At 75.2% G+C, this 17,547-nt stretch carries 13 protein-coding genes and 1 pseudogene; 7 read left to right on the top strand and 7 right to left on the bottom strand.

The features are described from left to right. Positions 1 to 104 precede the first annotated feature (104 nt). Positions 105 to 470, top strand: a pseudogene (locus OG550_RS05370) (helix-turn-helix transcriptional regulator); the annotation flags it as partial. A gap of 55 nt (positions 471 to 525) precedes the next feature. After that, positions 526 to 1,419: an ATP-grasp domain-containing protein gene (locus OG550_RS05375; protein WP_327675079.1), complete on the top strand. Its 894-nt coding sequence runs from the start codon at positions 526 to 528 to the stop codon at positions 1,417 to 1,419. A gap of 76 nt (positions 1,420 to 1,495) precedes the next feature. Here the strand turns inward: OG550_RS05375 and OG550_RS05380 are convergent, their stop codons facing one another. Beyond that, the gene (locus OG550_RS05380; RefSeq protein WP_327675081.1) at positions 1,496 to 2,470 is read right to left on the bottom strand and encodes an Lrp/AsnC family transcriptional regulator; all 975 of its coding nucleotides are present in this window, start codon (positions 2,468 to 2,470) and stop codon (positions 1,496 to 1,498) included. A gap of 221 nt (positions 2,471 to 2,691) precedes the next feature. Between OG550_RS05380 and OG550_RS05385 the strand changes: the two genes are divergently transcribed. After that, positions 2,692 to 4,260, top strand: coding sequence for an MFS transporter (locus tag OG550_RS05385; RefSeq protein WP_327675084.1), 1,569 nt, complete (start codon positions 2,692 to 2,694; stop codon positions 4,258 to 4,260). Positions 4,261 to 4,459: 199 nt separating this feature from the next. On the opposite strand, the gene adhP is transcribed toward OG550_RS05385, so the two are convergent. The 3 genes from adhP to OG550_RS05400 all read right to left on the bottom strand — a co-directional run bounded on the left by adhP (position 4,460) and on the right by OG550_RS05400 (position 7,542). After that, positions 4,460 to 5,473, bottom strand: a complete 1,014-nt coding sequence (gene adhP / locus OG550_RS05390) for an alcohol dehydrogenase AdhP (RefSeq protein ID WP_327675087.1) — start codon at positions 5,471 to 5,473, stop codon at positions 4,460 to 4,462. A 324-nt stretch (positions 5,474 to 5,797) separates the two neighbouring features. Then, on the bottom strand, positions 5,798 to 6,634 hold the full coding sequence (locus tag OG550_RS05395) for an ABC transporter permease (RefSeq protein WP_327675089.1): 837 nt from the start codon (positions 6,632 to 6,634) through the stop codon (positions 5,798 to 5,800). Continuing rightward, complete coding sequence (locus OG550_RS05400) at positions 6,631 to 7,542, bottom strand: ABC transporter ATP-binding protein (RefSeq protein WP_327675091.1); 912 nt, start codon at positions 7,540 to 7,542, stop codon at positions 6,631 to 6,633. The genes OG550_RS05395 and OG550_RS05400 overlap by 4 nt, the downstream gene beginning before the upstream one ends. Positions 7,543 to 7,681: 139 nt before the next feature. Between OG550_RS05400 and OG550_RS05405 the strand changes: the two genes are divergently transcribed. Both OG550_RS05405 and OG550_RS05410 read left to right on the top strand, forming a co-directional pair. After that, entirely contained in the window at positions 7,682 to 8,878 is a 1,197-nt protein-coding gene (locus OG550_RS05405; RefSeq protein WP_327675093.1) for a sensor histidine kinase, read from the top strand. Then, the gene (locus OG550_RS05410; protein ID WP_327675095.1) at positions 8,875 to 9,570 is read left to right on the top strand and encodes a response regulator transcription factor; all 696 of its coding nucleotides are present in this window, start codon (positions 8,875 to 8,877) and stop codon (positions 9,568 to 9,570) included. Before OG550_RS05405 ends, OG550_RS05410 begins: the two co-directional genes overlap by 4 nt. Before the next feature lie 163 nt (positions 9,571 to 9,733). Here OG550_RS05410 and OG550_RS05415 read toward each other — a convergent pair whose 3' ends face one another. Both OG550_RS05415 and OG550_RS05420 read right to left on the bottom strand, forming a co-directional pair. Further along, positions 9,734 to 10,669 (bottom strand): helix-turn-helix transcriptional regulator, encoded by a 936-nt coding sequence (locus OG550_RS05415; protein WP_327675096.1) that lies wholly within the window; start codon positions 10,667 to 10,669, stop codon positions 9,734 to 9,736. A 100-nt stretch (positions 10,670 to 10,769) separates the two neighbouring features. Further along, the gene (locus OG550_RS05420; protein WP_327675099.1) at positions 10,770 to 11,582 is read right to left on the bottom strand and encodes an SDR family NAD(P)-dependent oxidoreductase; all 813 of its coding nucleotides are present in this window, start codon (positions 11,580 to 11,582) and stop codon (positions 10,770 to 10,772) included. Positions 11,583 to 11,877: 295 nt separating this feature from the next. On the opposite strand from OG550_RS05420, the gene OG550_RS05425 reads away from it, so the two are divergent. Then, positions 11,878 to 13,761 carry a hypothetical protein gene (locus OG550_RS05425; RefSeq protein WP_327675101.1) on the top strand — a complete coding sequence of 628 codons (1,884 nt, stop codon included), beginning with the start codon at positions 11,878 to 11,880 and terminating at the stop codon, positions 13,759 to 13,761. Between the two features lie 239 nt (positions 13,762 to 14,000). Here the strand turns inward: OG550_RS05425 and OG550_RS05430 are convergent, their stop codons facing one another. Beyond that, positions 14,001 to 15,890: a CocE/NonD family hydrolase gene (locus tag OG550_RS05430; protein WP_327675103.1), complete on the bottom strand. Its 1,890-nt coding sequence runs from the start codon at positions 15,888 to 15,890 to the stop codon at positions 14,001 to 14,003. Between the two features lie 428 nt (positions 15,891 to 16,318). Here OG550_RS05430 and OG550_RS05435 point away from each other — a divergent pair, with 428 nt between their 5' ends. Continuing rightward, the gene (locus OG550_RS05435; RefSeq protein WP_327675105.1) at positions 16,319 to 17,482 is read left to right on the top strand and encodes a serine hydrolase domain-containing protein; all 1,164 of its coding nucleotides are present in this window, start codon (positions 16,319 to 16,321) and stop codon (positions 17,480 to 17,482) included. Positions 17,483 to 17,547 lie beyond the last annotated feature (65 nt).

Below are 17,547 nucleotides of genomic sequence, written 5' to 3' on the forward strand. Positions count from 1 at the left end.
AAGCCGTGCGGGTCGTGCTCCGGGCCTGGGCGGCCCTCCCCCGGCAAGCCCCCGAGCACCCGGCCGGGGGCCCCACCGGGGGTCCGCCCGACGGCCCGCCGCGCGGGTGGGCCGCCGCCCTCGGCGACCCGGCGGTCGGCCGCGCCCTCGACGGCATCCACCGGCGGCCGGCCGACCCCTGGACGGTGGCGGGCCTCGCCGCCCACGGCGGACTCTCCCGCGCGGCGTTCGCCCGGCGGTTCACCACCCTGATCGGCCGACCGCCGCTCGGCTACCTCACCTGGTGGCGGATGACCACCGCGGCCCGGCTGCTCCGCGACACCGACGGCCCGCTCAACGCCGTCGCCGCCCAGGTCGGCTACGGCTCGGAGTACGCCTTCGCACACGCCTTCCGGCGCGAGTTCGGCCTCGCCCCCGGCCGTTACCGCAGGCAGCAGCGGACCGGACGGCCACCGGCCTCCCTAGACTGACGTCCACCGCCCCCGCCGACAGGAGAGTTCCGTGCCCCCCGCCAGGATCGCAGTCGTGACCGCCCGCGCCGCCGCCGAGTACGACGCCGACCTTCCGCTGATCGTCGACGCCCTGCGGGCCCGGGGCCTCACCGCCGAGGCGGTCGACTGGGACGCCGGGGACGCGGAGTGGGAGCGGTTCGACCTCGCGGTGATCCGCTCCACCTGGGACTACGCCGAGCGGATAGCGGACTTCCTCGCCTGGACGGACAAGGCCGCGTGCGGCACCCGGCTGCGGAACCCGGCGTCCGTGGTGCGCTGGAACAGCGACAAGCGCTACCTGGCGGAACTCGCCGGACACGGCGTCCCCGTCGTGCCCACCCGCTTCCTCGAACCGGGCGGGCCGTGCGACGAGGCGGACTTCGACCTGCCCGGCGGCGTCGTGGTCAAGCCCGCCGTCTCCGCGGGCTCCCGGGACACCGCACGCTACGAACCCGGCCGGACCGCCGACGCCCTGCGCCACGCACGCCTGCTGCTCGACCAGGACCGCACCGTGATGGTCCAGCCCTACCTCCGGCGCGTGGTGGAGGGCGAACGCGCACTGGTCTTCGTCGCCGGCGCCTTCAGCCACGCCATCCGCAAGGGCCCGGTCCTGACCGAGCCCGGAGTGATCGACAACCTCCGGGTGGCCCACCCGGGGGTGACCGCCCACGACCCGACCGAGGCGGAGCTCCGCACCGCCCGCGCGGCCCTCGCCGCCGTCCCCGGCACCGAGCCGCTGCTGTTCGCACGGGTGGACCTGGCGCTGGACGACGCCGGGGAACCGGTGGTCATGGAGCTGGAACTGATCGAGCCGAACCTGTTCCTCGCCCACAACCCGCAGGGGCTGGAACGTTTCGCCACCGCCGTCGCCGCCCTCGCCACCGAGGCGGGCGGGACGGACGGGACCGGCCGAGCGGGCGGAGCCTAGGGGCACCGGACGGACCGGGGGCGTCCGGACCGGCTGTCGGCCGGCAGCCGCCCGTCAGCCGCCCGTCAGCCGCCCGTCAGCCGCGCAGGGTGGCGGCTGCCTTGTAGGTGCGCAGGACCGGTGCGGTCTCGATCCGCGCGATCGCGTCGAGGGCGACACGGCGGGTCAGGTAGCGGTGCAGCGCCTCGGCGTCGGCGCACAGCGCGTGCGCGACCAGGTTCGTGGGGCCGGTGGTGGCCGCCACGACGGCCAGTTCGTGGTGGGTCGCCAGCGTGGTGGCCACCTCGTCGAGGCGGCTGGGAGCCACCTGCATCCAGAGCAGCGCGGACACGGTGGCGCCGAGGACCGCCGGTTCGATGTCGACGTCGAAGAACAGCGCACCACGCGAACGCAGTTCGGCCAGACGGCGGGTGACCGTCGCGGGCGTGGAGCCGACCGCGGCGGCCAGCTCCGCGTACCCGAGCCGGGCGTCCTCGCGCAGGGCCGCCAGCAGGCGCCGGTCCGCCCCGGTGAGCGTGTACGGGGCGTCCTCCTCGGCGCGGACCCGGGGACCGTGGGCTCGCAGCCGGGCCTCCTGCGCGGGCGTGAGCACGTCCACCCGGCCCCGCCACGCGGTGGGGCCGCCCAGGTAGGTGTGCAGCAGGTAGTGCGCGGACACCCCCGTGATCCCGGCGGTGCGCGGGATGTCGCGCAGCAGGAGGGAGTGCGCGTCCGGACCGCTGGGCGCGGTGTGGATGATCGCGACGATCTCCGTGCCGCCGGAGGTCAGCCGGACCCACGACGTGTCCGGGCGTCTGGCCAGCGCGGCCGCGATGTCGTGCGCGGTCCGCGTGGCGGCGGTCAGCCGGACGAACCACTGGTGGGTGCCGGAGCTCCGCGGGTCCGGCAGTGCGACCACCCGCAGCCCGCCCTCCGCCTGGAGGCGGCGGTAGCGGCGCACGACGGTCTGGGGCGAGGAGCCGAGGACATCGGCGATGAGGGTGAACGGGGCCCGGGCGTCCACCTGGAGGGCGTGGATCAGGCCCCGGTCGAGAGCGTCCGGTTCGAGCACATCCCTCAAAATAGCCGACTCCGATGGCGGAAATCACCGATCCGGCGGCCGGGAGTGGAGGCTGCTGCGGGCCCGGACCGAGGGTGGGGGCCGGGCAGGACGCCGGGGCCGACGGGCCTGACGGGCCTGACGGCCAGGCGGCCGGTCGGCCAGTCGGTCGGTCGTCTGACGCGTCCCGGGTCCGCCCGACACCACATCGACACCCTCGGGGGACCGACCTCATGACCGAGCACTACAAGTCCGGCACGCCGACACCCACGCCCACACCCACGTCCACGGCCACGTCCACGGCCACGTCCACGGCCTCGCCCGCCGACACCGCCTCCGCCACCGCCGGGTACCCGCTGCGGTGGACCGCCCTGATCGCGCTGCTCACCGCCGAGGCGATGAACCTGCTCGACGCCACCGTCGTCCAGGTCGCCGGCCCCGCCGTCCACGCCGACCTCGGCGGCAGCGCCGCCACGATCCCCTGGTACAGCGCCGCCTACACCCTCGCCTTCGCGCTCGGCCTGCTCCCCGCCGCCCGCCTCGGTGACATCGCCGGACGCCGCCGGGTCTTCCGGATCGGCGTCACCGCCTTCGCGCTCGCCTCGCTGGCCTGTGCGCTCGCCCCCGACGCCGCCGCCCTCATCGGCCTGCGCGCGGTCCAGGGCGCGGCGGCCGCCCTGATCATCCCGCAGACCTTCGGGCTGATCCGCGCCATGTTCGACGGCGACGAACTGCCCAAGGCCCTGGGCACGATCGGCCCGGTCATGGGCCTCTCCGCGGTCCTCGGCCCGGTCGTGGGCGGCGTACTCACCCACGCCGACCTGTTCGGCAGCTCCTGGCGCGCCGTGTTCCTGGTCAACCTGCCGCTCGCGGCCGCCGTCCTGGCCATCGCGCCGCGCCTGCGCGAGGACCGGGCCCCCGAACGCCCCCGCCTCGATCCGGTCGGCACCGCCCTGGCGATGACGGGCACCGCCCTGCTGGTGTGCCCGCTCACCGCCGGCACCGGTGCGCCGACGGCCACGGCGTGGGCCGGCTCCGCACTCGGTGCGGCCGTCCTGCTCGGGTTCGCCGCCCACCAGCGCCGCGCGGCCGCCACCGGCCGCACCCCGCTGGTCGAGCCGTCCCTGCTGCGCGGCCGTGCGTTCCCCGCCGCGCTGATCACCTCCGCCCTGTTCTTCGCCGTCATGAACGGCGTCATGATCACCGTGGTGCTCCAGCTGGAGCTGGGCCTGCACACCAGCCCGCTCACCGCGGGCCTCACCGTGCTGCCGTGGTCCGCCGGGCTGGCCGCCGCCTCCTGGGCCGCCGGGAGCCGCCTCGTCCCCCGCTTCGACACCCGCGTCCTGCACGCCGGCACCGCCACGCTCGCCGTCGGTCTCGCCGCCGCCGTCCTCGCCTACCGGGCCGCACCCTCCGGCCACTACCCGGCGGGCCTCCCCGTCGCCCTCGGCCTCGCCGGCCTCGGCGCGGGACTGTTCACCCCGCCGTTCTTCACCGCCGCGCTGCGCCGCGTCTCCCCGCAGGAGACCGGTTCGGCGGCCGGGCTCCTCAACGCCGCACAGCAGCTCGGCGGCACCCTCGGCGTCGCCGTCCTCGGCGGCGTGTACCTGGCCGGCGACCGCTCCGGGCGGGCCTCCGACCTCAGCGCCCGGTACGCGCTGGCCACCGCCGGGGCGCTGCTCCTCGCGACCGCGGCCGCAGCCCTGGTGATGACGGCACGCCGCCGCCCGGCGAGCACCGGCGACGCGTCCGCGGCAACCCCGCAGACCACCGGGGACGCCCCTGCCGTGTCCGTGAAATGACCGGTCCTCAACGAGACCGGCCCCGCCACCCCCGGTACGCCGTCACACACCGAGCCCGTGCAGTGGACCCTCGACCAGCGGCCGGCCGTGCACGAGGTCATCGGCCGGCCGCTCCGCAGCTACGACGACTGGGCCCGGGAGAACGTCGACCGCTTCCGCTGAGCCGCCCGGGCCCCGGGCCCGGGCGGCTCAGATCAGGTCAGGTCAGGTCGAAGACCAGGCGGGCGGAGACCTTGCCGGAGAGGACCTCGTCGAAGCAGGCGTTGACGTCGTCGAGCCTGCGGGTCTCGCGGATGACGCGGGTGCGGCCGAGTGCGTGGAGGCGGAAGACCTCGGCGAGGTCCTCGCGGGTGCCCACGATCGATCCGATCACCTTCGTGCCGTTCAGGACGGTGTCGAAGACGGGCAGTTCGAGCCTGCCCTCGGCGGGGAGGGCGACCAGGACGAGCGTGCCGCCGCGGCGCAGCGCACCGTAGGCGGCCTGGAAGGAGGCGTTGCTGACGGCGAGGGCGACGGCCGCGTGGGCGCCGCCGAGCTTCTGCACCTCGGCGGCGACGTCCTGGGTGCGGGCGTCGAGGACGTGGTCGGCGCCCAGTTCGCGGGCCAGGGCGAGCTTGTCGTCGGTGACGTCGACGGCGATGGTCTCGGCGCCGCTGATCCGCGCGTACTGGAGGGCGAGGTGGCCGAGGCCGCCGATGCCGGAGACGAGGACGCGGGTGCCAGGCCGGGCGCCGGAGACCTTGAGCGCCTTGTAGGTGGTGACACCGGCGCAGGAGAGCGGCGCGGCGTCCAGCGGGTCGATGCCGTCGGGGACGGGCACGACGTAGTCGCCGTGGGCGAGGGCGTGTTCGGCGTAGGCGCCGTCGACGGAGTAGCCGCTGTTGTGCTGGTGCAGGCAGAGCGTCTCCCAGCCGGACACGCACTGGTCGCAGCGTCCGCAGGCGTCCGCCAGCCACGGGATGGCGACCCGCTCGCCGACCCTGACGTGCCGGACCTCGGCACCGGCGGCCTCGACGATGCCGACGCCCTCGTGGCCGGGCACGAACGGCGGGGTGGGCTTGACCGGCCAGTCGCCGTGCGCGGCGTGGATGTCGGTGTGGCAGAGCCCCGAGGCCTCCAGTCGGACCCGGACCTGGTGCGGCGCCGGCTCGGGGACGGGGCGGTCCTCGATCACGAGCGGCTGGGTGAAGTCGTGGACGACGGCGGCCTTCATCTCTGTGCTCCTGCCCTTCGCGGTGCGTTCGGCGGACGGGTCCGGGCGGCCCCGGCCCCGTCCACCTCCATCCCACGCCCGTGGCCCGGCGCGCGACAGGGCCGGAGGGGCGGTCCGGCCGGGCCGATGGTCCTGGCCGCACCGGGCCCTCCGGACCGTTTCGCACCAGTGTCGCCCGAATGCGCCCGCCCGGCACCCCGTGCGGGCCGGTACCGCCGGGCAGCGCCCGGCGCCGACCCGGGGCGTGTCACCCGGCCGGCCGGGCCGCCGCGGCCGGGCCGGGTCGCACCTCCGCGTCGCGCCCTCGCCGCGGCCGGCCCCTGGTCACACGTCCCGGCGGCGAACCACCGCGACGGTGACCACCGCGGAGACCAGCGCCCAGGCCGCGAGCGCGATCCAGGCGCCGGGCACGGTGGGCGGGTACTCCCCCAGCGTGGCCGTGGTGTGGGGGTTGAGGGCGAGCCGGGACTCGGCCGCGAGCGGCAGGTGGTTGCCGATCTCCTTGAGCCAGCGGTAGCGCTCCCCGCCGAAAACCATCGGCAGGACGAAGAGCAGTCCGACCACGCCGACGATCGAGGCGGTGGCATGCCGCAGCACGGCGCCGAACGCCATGCCGACCAGCGCGCAGACCGGCACTCCCAGCGCATAGCCGGCGACCGCCCGCAGGCAGCCCTCGTCGGAGAGGGAGAGTCCGATGCCCCGGGAGGCCAGCATGGCGTTGGTGGTCAGGAAGGACGTCAGCGAGACGGCGGTGCCGAGCACCAGGCAGACCATCGTGACCAGGACGACCTTGGCGGTGACCACCCCGCGCCGGTCAGGGACGGCGGCGAAGGTGGTGCGGACCATGCCGGTCGCGTACTCGCCGAACACCGTGATCGCCCCGAAGCAGGCGGCGGCCAGTCCCATGACGGAGGCGGCGATGCTGCCCAGCCCGTGCCAGAGCGGGTCGTAGGAGTAGGGGGGCATGCCAGGCGCCTGGGCCGGCGGGTGGTCGATGTAGGGGAGGTCGGTGCGGACGGCGTTGATGTTGATCGCGAGGGCGACAAGGGCGCTCAGCGCGAGCATCCAGTACGTCGACCGGAGCGAGCGGGTCTTGATCCACTCGGCGGCGAGCAGGTCGGTGAACCTCGGACGGGTGTCGGGCAGGGCTGCGGCGGTCATCGGGCTCCTCCGGTGCGGTGGTCGGCGTGGTCGGCGGTCAGGGCCATGAACGCGGACTCCAGGGACGCGGTGCGGTCCGCGAGCTGGTGGAGGACGACACCGTGGCGGTGGGCCAGTTCGCCGATCCGGGCGGCCGGCAGGCCACTGACCTCCAGGGCGGCGCCGTCCGCCGGCCTGACGGTGCCCCCGGCCCCGGCGAGCACCGGCGCCAGCGCGCCGGCGTCGGGCGTGCGAACCGTGACGGCGGAGCCGGCGTGCCGGGCCGCGAAGGCGGCGAGGCTCTCGTCGGCGATCAGCCGCCCCCGGCCGATCACCACGATCCGCTCGGCGGTGTGCTCCATCTCGGCCATCAGGTGACTGGAGACGAACACCGTCCGCCCCTCACCGGCCAGTCGGCGGAACAGGCCGCGCACCCAGTGCACGCCCTCCGGGTCCAGGCCGTTGAGCGGCTCGTCGAAGAGCAGCACGGGCGGGTCCCCCAGCAGGGCGCCGGCGATGCCGAGGCGCTGCTTCATGCCGAGCGAGAAGCCGCCGATCCGCCGCCCGGCCGCCGAGCCGAGCCCGACCTCGTGCAGCACCTCCTCCACACGGGTGGCGGGCAGGGCGTTCGCCCGGGCCAGCGCCCACAGGTGGGCCCGGGCGCTGCGCCCGCCGTGCACGTCCTGGGCGTCCAGCAGCGCGCCGACGTGGCGCAGCCCGCGCGGACGGCCGGCGAACGGGGTGCCGTCCACGGTGACGGTGCCACCGGTGGGCGCCACCAGGCCGAGGATCATCCGGAGGGTGGTGGACTTGCCGGCGCCGTTGGGGCCGAGGAAGCCGGTGACCCGGCCCGGCTCCACCGTGAAGGTCAGGTCGTCGACGGCGGTGGTCCCGTCGTACCGCTTGCTCAGTCGGGTTGTCTCGATCACGGGGACAACCCTGCCGAGGGCGGGCGGCCCGCCGCATCGGCCCGCCGGCGAAACCCTCGGGCGCCGTACCCGCCCCCGGGCTTAGGCCCGCGGGCCGATGGCGGCCCGGCAGGCCGCGGCTAGGATCGGCCGGGTGATCATGATCCAGACTCCGCCGCCGCTCAGGAGAGTGCCGCCCGCCGTGTGGGTGGGCGGCGGCTGGCTGACCGTCATCCTCGTCCGCTCGCTGCAGCGGCCGGACGAGCTGCGGCGGCTGTTCCGCTACCACGGCAACATCGAGGACGCACCGCTGGCGGTCGCCGCCGTGGTGACGACTCTGGTCGCGCTGCTGCTGACGCGGCTGCCGGTGGCGGCCGTCGCGGTGGCGCTCGCCGGCGGTGTGTTCTCGCTCGGGATGGACGTGCAGGCGACGCCCGTCGTGCTCTTCCTGCTGGCCGACCTGCTGGTCGGGTACACGGCGGCGACCCGGCCCCGCGCGGTCTCCGCCCTGGCCGCCGCGCTGCCGACCGCCGTGGTCGCCGCCGAGACGGGCTGGCGGCTGGCCTCCGGCTACGGCGTGAACTTCTCGGTGCAGGCCGCGCTGCTGTCGACGGTGGCGATCGCCTGGCTGGTCGGACACACCGTCCACCAGGGCCGGGCGCACACGGCGGCCGTTCGCGCCCAGGCGACCCGGCAGGCGGTCACCGACGAGCGGCTCCGGATCGCGCGCGAGCTGCACGACGTGGTCGCGCACCACATCGGCATCATCGCCATCCAGGCCGGGGTGGGCAGCCGGGTGATGGACACCCAGCCCGCCGAGACCCGCAAGGCCCTGGACGCCATCGAGTCCACCAGCCGGGAGACCCTGGCCGGTCTCCGGCGGATGCTCGGCGCGCTGCGCCAGGGCGCCGGGGAGGCGGCGCAGCTCGGCCCGGCTCCCGGGCTGGACGAGCTCGACGGGCTGGTGGCACGGACGGCGGCGGCCGGTGTCCGGGTCGACCTGCGACGCGGCGGGGAGCCGCGCGAGCTGCCGGCCGACGTCGACCTGGCCGCGTTCCGGATCGTCCAGGAGGCGGTGACCAACGTGGTGCGGCACTCCGGCACCCGGGACTGCAGCGTGACGGTCGACTACCGGACGGGTGAACTCGTGCTCTCCGTCGTCGATTTGGGATGCGGATCGGAGTCGGGGGCGGGGTCCGGGGCGGGGTCCGGGGCGGGGATTCACGACGGCTTCGGGCTGACCGGGATGCGGGAGCGGGTCGGCCTGCTGGGCGGCGAGTTCAGCGCCGGGCCGCGCCCCGGGGGCGGCTACCGGGTGGCCGCGCGGCTGCCCCTCCCCGTGGAGGTCGCCCGGTGATCCGGGTCGTGCTGGTCGACGACCAGCCGCTGATCCGCACCGGTCTGCGGGTGCTCATCGCCGACACGCCCGATCTGGAGGTCGTCGGCGAGGCGTCCGGCGGGGAGGAGGCCGTCGAACTGGTCCGCGCCGTACGGCCGGACGTCGCGGTGATGGACATCCGGATGCCGGGAACGGACGGCATCGAGGCGACCCGCCGGATCACCGCAGACCGGTCGGCGCGGACCCGTGTACTGGTGCTGACCACCTTCGACGACGACGAGTACGTCTACGGCGCGCTGCGCGCCGGGGCGAGTGGCTTCCTGGTCAAGGACATGGCGCTGGAGACCATCCTGGACGGGATCCGGGTGGTCGCGGCGGGGGACGCGCTGCTGGCCCCCGGCGTGACGCGCCGACTGGTCGCGGAGTTCGCCGCCCGTCCTCCGGAGCCGGCCCGCGCCGACCGCGGCTCCGTACCCGGGTCCGACCCTGCGGCCGGGCTGGCCGCGGCGGGCGTCACCGAGCGGGAACGCGAGGTGCTGACGCTGGTCGGACGCGGCCTGTCCAACGCCGAGATCGCCCAGGAGCTGGTCATCAGCACGGCCACGGCGAAGGCGCACGTGGCACGGCTGTTCACCCGGCTGGGCACTCGCGACCGGGTCGGGCTGGTGATCTGCGCCTACGACTTCGGCCTGGTATCGCCGCCCGGCTGACGATGTCGGGGCGGCGGCGTCGGTTGGCGGCGTCGGTTGGCGGCCTCCGTTGCGGTGGCACACCACCAGTGGCGCACCACCGTGGCCGGACAGCGCGGTCGGCCCGTCGCCGCGTCCGGGGCCGGTACACCCGAAGGTCGTTCCAGAAGGTCCGGAACGACCTTCAGGCCCGCGGACGCGTGGCGTTCCCGGCGGCACGCGGCTCGGTGGTCTGCCGCACCTGGTCGGCGTCCCAGGCGATCAGCATCCGCAGCGCGTCGTCGGACGGGCTGCCCGGCTCGGCCGTGTAGGTCACCAGCGCCTGGTCCGGGTCGTCCGCCGGGCGCAGCGTCTCGTAGACCAGCTCCATCCGGCCCACCAGCGGGTGGCGGAAGCCCTTCAGTCCGGAGGTCTTGTCCCGCACCGGGTGCTCCGCCCACCAGTGGCGGAACTCCGCGCTGCGCATGGACAGTTCGCCGATCAGCTCGATGAGCTTGGGGTCGTCGGGCCGGCGTCCGGCCTCCAGGTGCAGGAAGGCCGCGTTCTCCCGCGCGCAGCCGGCCCAGTCCTCGTAGAGCTCGCGGGAGGCGGGATCGAGGTAGGTGATGCGGGCGATGTTCCGCTCGGCCGGGTCGAGTGCGCCGTAGTCGCCGAGCAGGGCGACGGCGGGCCGGTTCCAGGCCAGGATGTCCATGCGGCGCCCCATCACGACGGCCGGGACGTCGATCATCGCGTCGAGCAGCCGGGCGAGCGTGGGCCGGACCCGCTGCGGGGCCGCGGCGGCGCGGGCCGCCGAGGCCCGGGCCGCCGGGGCGCCGCCGGGGCGTCCGCCGCCCGGCCTGGTGCGGGCGAGGCGGTGCAGGTGGCGGGCCTCCTCGTCGTCGAGGCGGAGGGCCCGGGCGACGGCGTCGAGCACGGCGTCCGAGGGGTTGCCGACCCGGCCCTGTTCGAGCCGGGTGTAGTAGTCGACGCTCACCCCCGCGAGCTGGGCGAGCTCCTCGCGGCGCAGCCCGGACACCCGGCGTCGGCCGCCGAAGTCCGGCAGGCCGACGTCCTCGGGCCGGAGCCTGGAGCGACGGGTCCGCAGGAACTCGTTGAGGCTGATCGCTGTGCTGCTCATATGACGATTCTCTCTGCTCGGGGCCCCGTCAGCCTGGCCCTGGCAGGGCCAGGCTGACGGGACGGGCGGTTCGGGCCCGGCCGGGCGACCGGCGCCGGGCTCACCAGCCGCCCGCGACCGCCACCACGCCGCCGTCCACCACGAAGTCCTGCCCGGTGATGTAGGAGGAGCGCGCCGAGAGCAGGAAGGCCACCGTCTCCGCGATGTCCCCGGCCTCGCCCAGCCTGCCCAGCGGCACCTGGGCCAGCACGGCGTCCCGCTCGGACTGCTCGGTGATGACCTCCTCGAACATCTCGGTGACGATGTATCCCGGGCTCACCGAGTTGACCCGGATGCCGCGCCCGGCGAAGTCGCTGCCCAGGGTGCGGGCCAGGTTGTGGACGGCCGCCTTGGTCGCCGCGTAGACCGGGGCGTTGGGCAGGCCGCGGTGGAGCGTCCAGGAGGCGTTGAGGACGACGGACCCGCCGCCGGCGGCCTCCAGCAGCGGCAGGGCGTGCTGGACGGTGAAGAAGACGCCCTTGAAGTTGACGTCCACGGTGTGGTCGAAGGACTTCTCGGTCACCTCGGCCGGCAGCTCGAAGACGCCGACCCCGGCGTTGGCGAACACCCCGTCGAGGCGTCCGTGCCGCTCCCCCACCCGGTCGGCGAGGCGGGCGAGGTCGGCCGGCGCCGCCGAGTCGGCGCGCACGGCGAGCACCCGGTCGCCGGCGCCGAGCGCGGTCTCGGCGCGGCGCAGCCGCTCCTCGGAGCGGCCGGTGATGACCACCTCGGCGCCGGAGGCGAGGAGGCGGCGTGCGGTGGCGAGGCCCATCCCGCTGGTGCCGCCGGTGATCAGCACGGTCTTTCCGGCGAACTCGCCGTCGGTGCCGGGGGTGTGGTCGCCGTTGTTCCTGGTTCCGCTGTTCTCGGTCATGGGTCAACCTTCGCGGCCGCCACCGGGGGCCTACCAGGCCCGATCGGACCCTGGGTCCGGCAGGACCACCCACCGGTTCCGGGCGCCCACCCGCCCTGAACCAGCCGGGTTCCGCCCGGGTTCCATCGAGATCCGATTCTCCCGATCTATATATGCCGGTGAACGACATATATAGTCGTCCTGCATGCGGCGCCCCAGCGGGCCGCGCCGCGGTTCGACGTGCCCGTCCGCCCCCGGGGAGCGGGGTACGGGGTGCGGGGTGCGGCCAAGCCGGCCAGGGAGGAAGCAGAGTCCGATGGGACAGATCACCGCAGAGGCCACGGAGGCCACCGAGGCCGCCGGAACCATGGGAACCACCGGGACCACCGACGCCGTCGCGGCCGAGGAGAGCGCCGGGCGGGCAGGGGCTCCGGGGGGTGCGGGGGGCACGGCCCCGCCGCCGGCCGGGCTCACCGACCGGGCGGTCCGGCGCCTCGCGGCGCTCCGCCTCCGCCGCTGGTTCCCGGCCGCCGCGCTGGCCGCCGGCTACCTCGTCCAGGTCCTCTTCCGGCTCGTCCTCGCCCGGCACCTCGACTACCCCTCGGTCCACCCGGACGAGGAGTCCTACCTGGTCCTGGCGCGCGTCCTCGCGGGCCGCCCGACCACCGAGATGCCGGTCGGCGTGGTCATCCCCGGCGGCTACCCGCTGCTGATCTCCCCCGCGCTGCGGATCGCCGACGACCCGGTGACCGCCTACCACCTGGTCCTGGCGATCAACGCGCTGATCAGTGCGCTGGTCTTCCCGCTCGCCCACCTCGCCCTGTGGCGCCTCGGCCTGACCCGCCGGCTCGCGTACGCCTTCGCCGCCGCCACCGCGCTGCTGCCCCCGGTGGTCTTCTACTCCCAGTTCGCGCTCACCGACGCCGTCCTGCCCGCGCTGATCCTCGCCTGGCTGCTCTGCCTGCACGGCTGGCTCTCCGACGGACCGGTGCGCCGGCGCGCCTGGTACGCGGCCGGGGCCGGGGCCGCCGCCGCCTACGCGATGGCCACCCACGACCGCGGCGGTGTGGTGGTGGCCCTGACCGCCGCCGTGTTCGCCGGTGTCCTGGTGTTCCGCCGTGCCCCGTGGCGCACGACCGTCGCCGGCCTCGGCGCGCTCGGGGCGGGCGTGGTCGGTGCCGAACTCCTGGCCAGGTGGCTGCACGCGCAGTTCACCGTCGAGGACAGCGACGTCGGCGGCTTCCTGTGGAAGGGCCTCACCGACCCGGAGGCCACCCAGCGGACCCTCACCAGGACCGCCGGCCAGATCTGGTACTTCACGGTCTCCACCTGGGGGATCGGCGGCCTGGCCGTCGTCGCCTGCCTGTTCGCCCTGTTCGGCCGCCGCGTCCCGCTGCCGCACCGGCTCACCGGCGGCGTGCTGGTGGCGCTCCTCGTCGGGACCGCCCTGGCCTCCGCGGCGGCCCTCCCGGACGACGGCCGGATCGACAACTGGGTCTACGCCCGCTACACCTCGTACCTGGTGCCGGCCGCCTTCGTGACGGGCACCGCGGTCCTCGTGCGCTGCGGCCGCCGCGCGCTCGGCAGGGCGTCGGCCGCGACCGCGGGGCTGATCCTCCTCCTCGCCGTGCTGGTGATCGGATCGGCCGGCTCGAAGCTGCGCACCCAGGGCTTCGTGCTGTGGGGCCTGCCCGACGTGTCGTTCCTCACCGCGGACTGGAGCCGGCTCTCCATGGTCCGGGCGAGCGCGGCCGCACTCGTGATCTTCTGCGCGGTCCTCCTGGTCCGGACCGCCGGGGGCCGCAGGGCGTTCTGGGCGGTCGGCGTCTCCCTCGCCCTGTTCGCGGGGTTCGCCTCCGCGACGATCACCGAACGCGTCTCGCAGCCCCACTCGGCCTGGCGCAAGCCCCTGGCCACCGGCTTCACCCAGAGCGCGGGGCTGCGGCCGGACGACAGCGTGGTCTTCGCCTGGGACCTCGATTGGACCCTGCGCACCACCCAGACCTTCGAGGTCTACCAGGGCCGCGTCTGGTACCGCGACCCCCGCTGGCAGCCGATCCCGCCGGCGGCGACCGCGCTCGTCACCCCGCTGCCCGAGCAGGGGCGGGCGCCCGAGGCCTACTGGCCCGCGCACCCTGCCGACTGGTACGTCGACCGGGTCGACGCGCAACACAACTGGGCGCTGTGGCGCAAGCGTTGATCCTTCCGGCGGAGGCCGGCGAGCCCGACTGCACGGGCCGTTCGCCCCGGGACCGGTCGGGGCCGGCGTCGAGCCGACGGGCCGTCGAGCGGACGGGCCGTCGAGCGGACGGGCCGTCGAGCGGACGGGCCGTCGGCGCGGTCGGCGCCGACGGCCCGGGAATCGGGAATCGGAGAGCGGGGAGCAGGGAGCGGAGAGCGGGGTCGGCCGAGGGGCTGCGGCGGGGCGGCCGCGGCCCCTCAGCCGACCACCGGCAGGTCGACGTAGGAGGGCCGGACGGAGCCGTGGCCGATGGTGTAGGCGGCCCTGCCGTCGGCGGGCCGGAGCTCGAAGGAGTCCGGGTTGGCGGCCGCGACGGTGAGCCGGATCCGGTCGCCGGCCTTGAAGAGGACCGAGGTCGGCTGGAGGTCGAGGGTGACCCGCTGGGGCGTGCCCTGCGGGAACGGGGCTGCGTCGGCGGCCGCGAAGGTGCGCGGGGTGCGCAGCCGACGCCAGTCGGGGTTGCTCCACCGGGAGGCCACCGCCCGCTCGGTGAGGGCGAGTTGGCCCTCGGTGATGTAGGTGACCCGGCCGTCCGGCGCGACGTCCTCCAGGTAGACGTGCAGTGCGCCGTCGCTCGCCCCGCCGACGCCCGTCACGTCGAGGGTCACCCGGCCGAGGCCGGTCACCCTGGTGTCCTGCCGGACGGGCGGGCTGGTGTAACTGAGCAGGTCCCGGTCGACGGCGGCCCGGTCGGGGTAACTGACCGGGTCCCCGGTGAGGTTGGTGTTCCAGCGGTCGAGCGGGCCGGTGCCCGCGGTGGGGTGGAGGGTCAGCGGGTCGGTGTCGGGCCGACCGGTGACCGGCCTCGGAGGCTGCCGGCTGAGGGTGTTGCCGTCGGCGAGGTAGAGCCGCCGGTTCCGCGTCCCGGGGACCGGCCAGCGGTCGGTGGTGCGCCAGGTGCCCTCGTTGAGGGTGTAGTAGTGCACGAGCCGTTCGCCATCGGGGTGTTCGCCGTCCCTGACGTACCGGTCGAAGAACGCGAGCGTCCGCTCGCCGATCTCGCGCCGCTCGGCGTCGGTGAGCCTGCGGCTCGGCTGGAAGGGGTCGGCGAGGTAGCCCTGGCCGTGGTTCCAGGGGCCGATCCAGCTCTCCTGGGTGTTCGACAGGCCGGAGAACTGGGAGAGCACCCCGTTGGGGGTACCGGCGTCCAGCCAGCCCGCGTCGGTCAGGACCGGGACGCCGCCCGCCTGAATGGCCCCGCTCTGGCCGGCCACGCTGGTGACCGCCCAGCTCTGCGGACCGTCGGTGTAGTCCCGGTGGGCGCCCTTGCGGGCGAGGTCGACCAGGTTGGCGTTCCCCGCGTGCTCGACGCGGGCCGCGGCGCGCAGCGCGGGCCCGTCCGGCCCGTCGACGGGCCTCGGCGCGAGACCGGTCAACCCGTACTCGTCGCAGATCCGCCGGGTCTCGTCACTGGTCGCGCAGGTGGTGCCGCCGGCCTGGTCGAGGATCCGCAGCAGCGTGCTGTAGACGGCGACCCGCGGCTCGATCAGCAGTCCGCCGGGGCGGATCAGGTCCTCGTAGGGGTCGAAGTCGTAGGAGTTCGGTGCGGCCGCCGTGATGTGGTGGTTGCGCAGACCGAGGGCGAGTATCGCCGTGTCGCCGCCGTAGGAGACGCCGGTGGTGCCGACCCGGCCGTTGGACCACGGCTGGGCGGCGATCCAGTCGCCGAGCGCGCCGCTGTCCTTGATCAGGCTGGTGCCGAGTTCGGCGTCGAGGGTGCCGAACGAGGCGCCGGTACCACGCAGGTCGGTCACCACGTAGGCGTAGCCGCGGGCGTTCCAGACACTCGCCGGACCGGACCGGGGGTCGCCCTCGGACCCGTCGGAGCGGTCCCTGGAGCGCCAGTACCGCGAGGTCTCCAGGACGGTCGGCAGCCGGCTGCCGGCGGTGGCGCCGGGCGGCAGCCAGACGTCGGCGGCGATCCGGACGCCGTCCGGCATCGCCACGTACAGCGAGCGCAGCCTCGGCAGTTCACCGCCGGCGGCCGGACCGGGGTCGGCGGCGGCCGGCGCGATCGAGCACGTGAGCGCGGCGACCGCGGCCAGCAGCGCGATCAGCGGGCGGCGGAAGTGACGGGATGATGGCACGGGTGTGCTCCCTCTGATGGCGACCGCACCACGAGGCCGACCTGCGCGGACGCCCCCCGGCGTGTCGATGTGTCGATGTGTCGGGGGACCCTCGGCATGGCGATCGCCCGATGAGTCCGATGCTCCGTCAGTGCGGCGTCCGACGCCCGCCCCCGTGTCCGGCGTCGGGCGCCGCACACGCCGAATCCTCGCGGTGACGGCCGGTACCGCGACATCCCACGTTCATGGGGGGCGGAATCGGCCCACCGGGGCCCCGCCACGGCCGTCGGCCGGTCCCTAGGGGGCTCCCGTACCCCCGGTGTCCGGGTCCGGTCGTCCGTCCGGACGGTTTGTGCACGGCGGGGCGGTCCGCCGGAACCCGGGGGGCCCGCGGACCGTCAACCTGCGCAGGAGCGGGGGGCGAGGACTACGGACCTCAGGAGAAGCACATGACTCGGCAGGGCGCGCTCCGGCGCGGAACGGGTGCTGCGGCGATGGCCGCGGCGGTGGTGATGGGGACGGCGCTGCCGGCGGTGGCCGCAGGGGCCGGTCCCGGCGGACCAGGGCACGGCGGGGGCGGGCACGGCGGGGGCGGGCACGGCGCGACCCGGGCGGCGATGACGACGGCCGTCCGGTCCGAAGGGCTGCCCGGGATCATCGCCAGCGCCCGTACAGGACAGCAGAGTTGGACCACGGCGATCGGCACGGCGGACACCACCACCGGACAGCCCCGATCGCCGCGGGAGCGGTTCCGGATCGGGAGCGTGACGAAGATGTTCGTCGCGACCGTGATCCTCCAACTCCAGGCCGAGGGGCGGCTCGACCTGGACGACACGGTGGAGAAGTGGCTGCCCGGGGTGGTGAGCGGGAACGGCAACGACGGCTCGGCGATCACGATCCGCCAACTGCTCAACCACACCAGCGGGCTGACCGCCTACGACGACGACCCCGGCATGGCGGCCCTGCTGTTCACGCCGCAGTTCCTGACACATCGTTATGACACCTACACGCCGGAGCAGTTGGTGCGCATCGCGGTGTCGCACCCGCCGGTGTTCGCGCCGGGCGCGAAACGCGAGTACTCCAACACCAACTACGTCCTGGCCGGGATGATCGTCACGGAGGCGACCGGACGCCCGTACGCCGCGGAGATCGAGCGGCGGATCATCGGGCCGCTGGGCCTGGACGGCACCAGCGTGCCCGGCACCGCCACCACCGTGCCCCGGCCGCACGCACGCGCCTACTCCAAGCTGTTCGGCGGCTCGGCGACGCCCGTGGACACCACGGAACTCAACCCTTCGATGGCGGGCGCCGCCGGCGGGATCATCTCCACGACCGAGGACCTCACCCGGTTCCTCTCCGCGCTGATGCGCGGACGGCTGCTCCCGCAGGCCGAGTTGGACGAGATGCTCACCACCGAGGGCCCCGGCGGGCTCGGCATCAGCGGCGGCAGGCTGTCCTGCGGGGTCGAGGTGTGGGGCCACGACGGCGGCATCCACGGATCGTCGACCCTCGCACTGACCACCCGGGACGGTCGGCACGCCGCCGCCTTCAACACCAACGCCGACTGGTTCACCGGCAAACTCAAGCTCGCCGAGGCGGAGTTCTGCGGCTGACCCGCGTACGGGACGGCCGACGGTCCGAAGCCCGGAAGCACCGACGGCCGGAAGCACCGACGGCC

The sequence above is a fragment of the Kitasatospora sp. NBC_00458 genome, assembly GCF_036013975.1.
In the GTDB taxonomy this organism is placed as follows: Bacteria; Actinomycetota; Actinomycetes; order Streptomycetales; family Streptomycetaceae; genus Kitasatospora.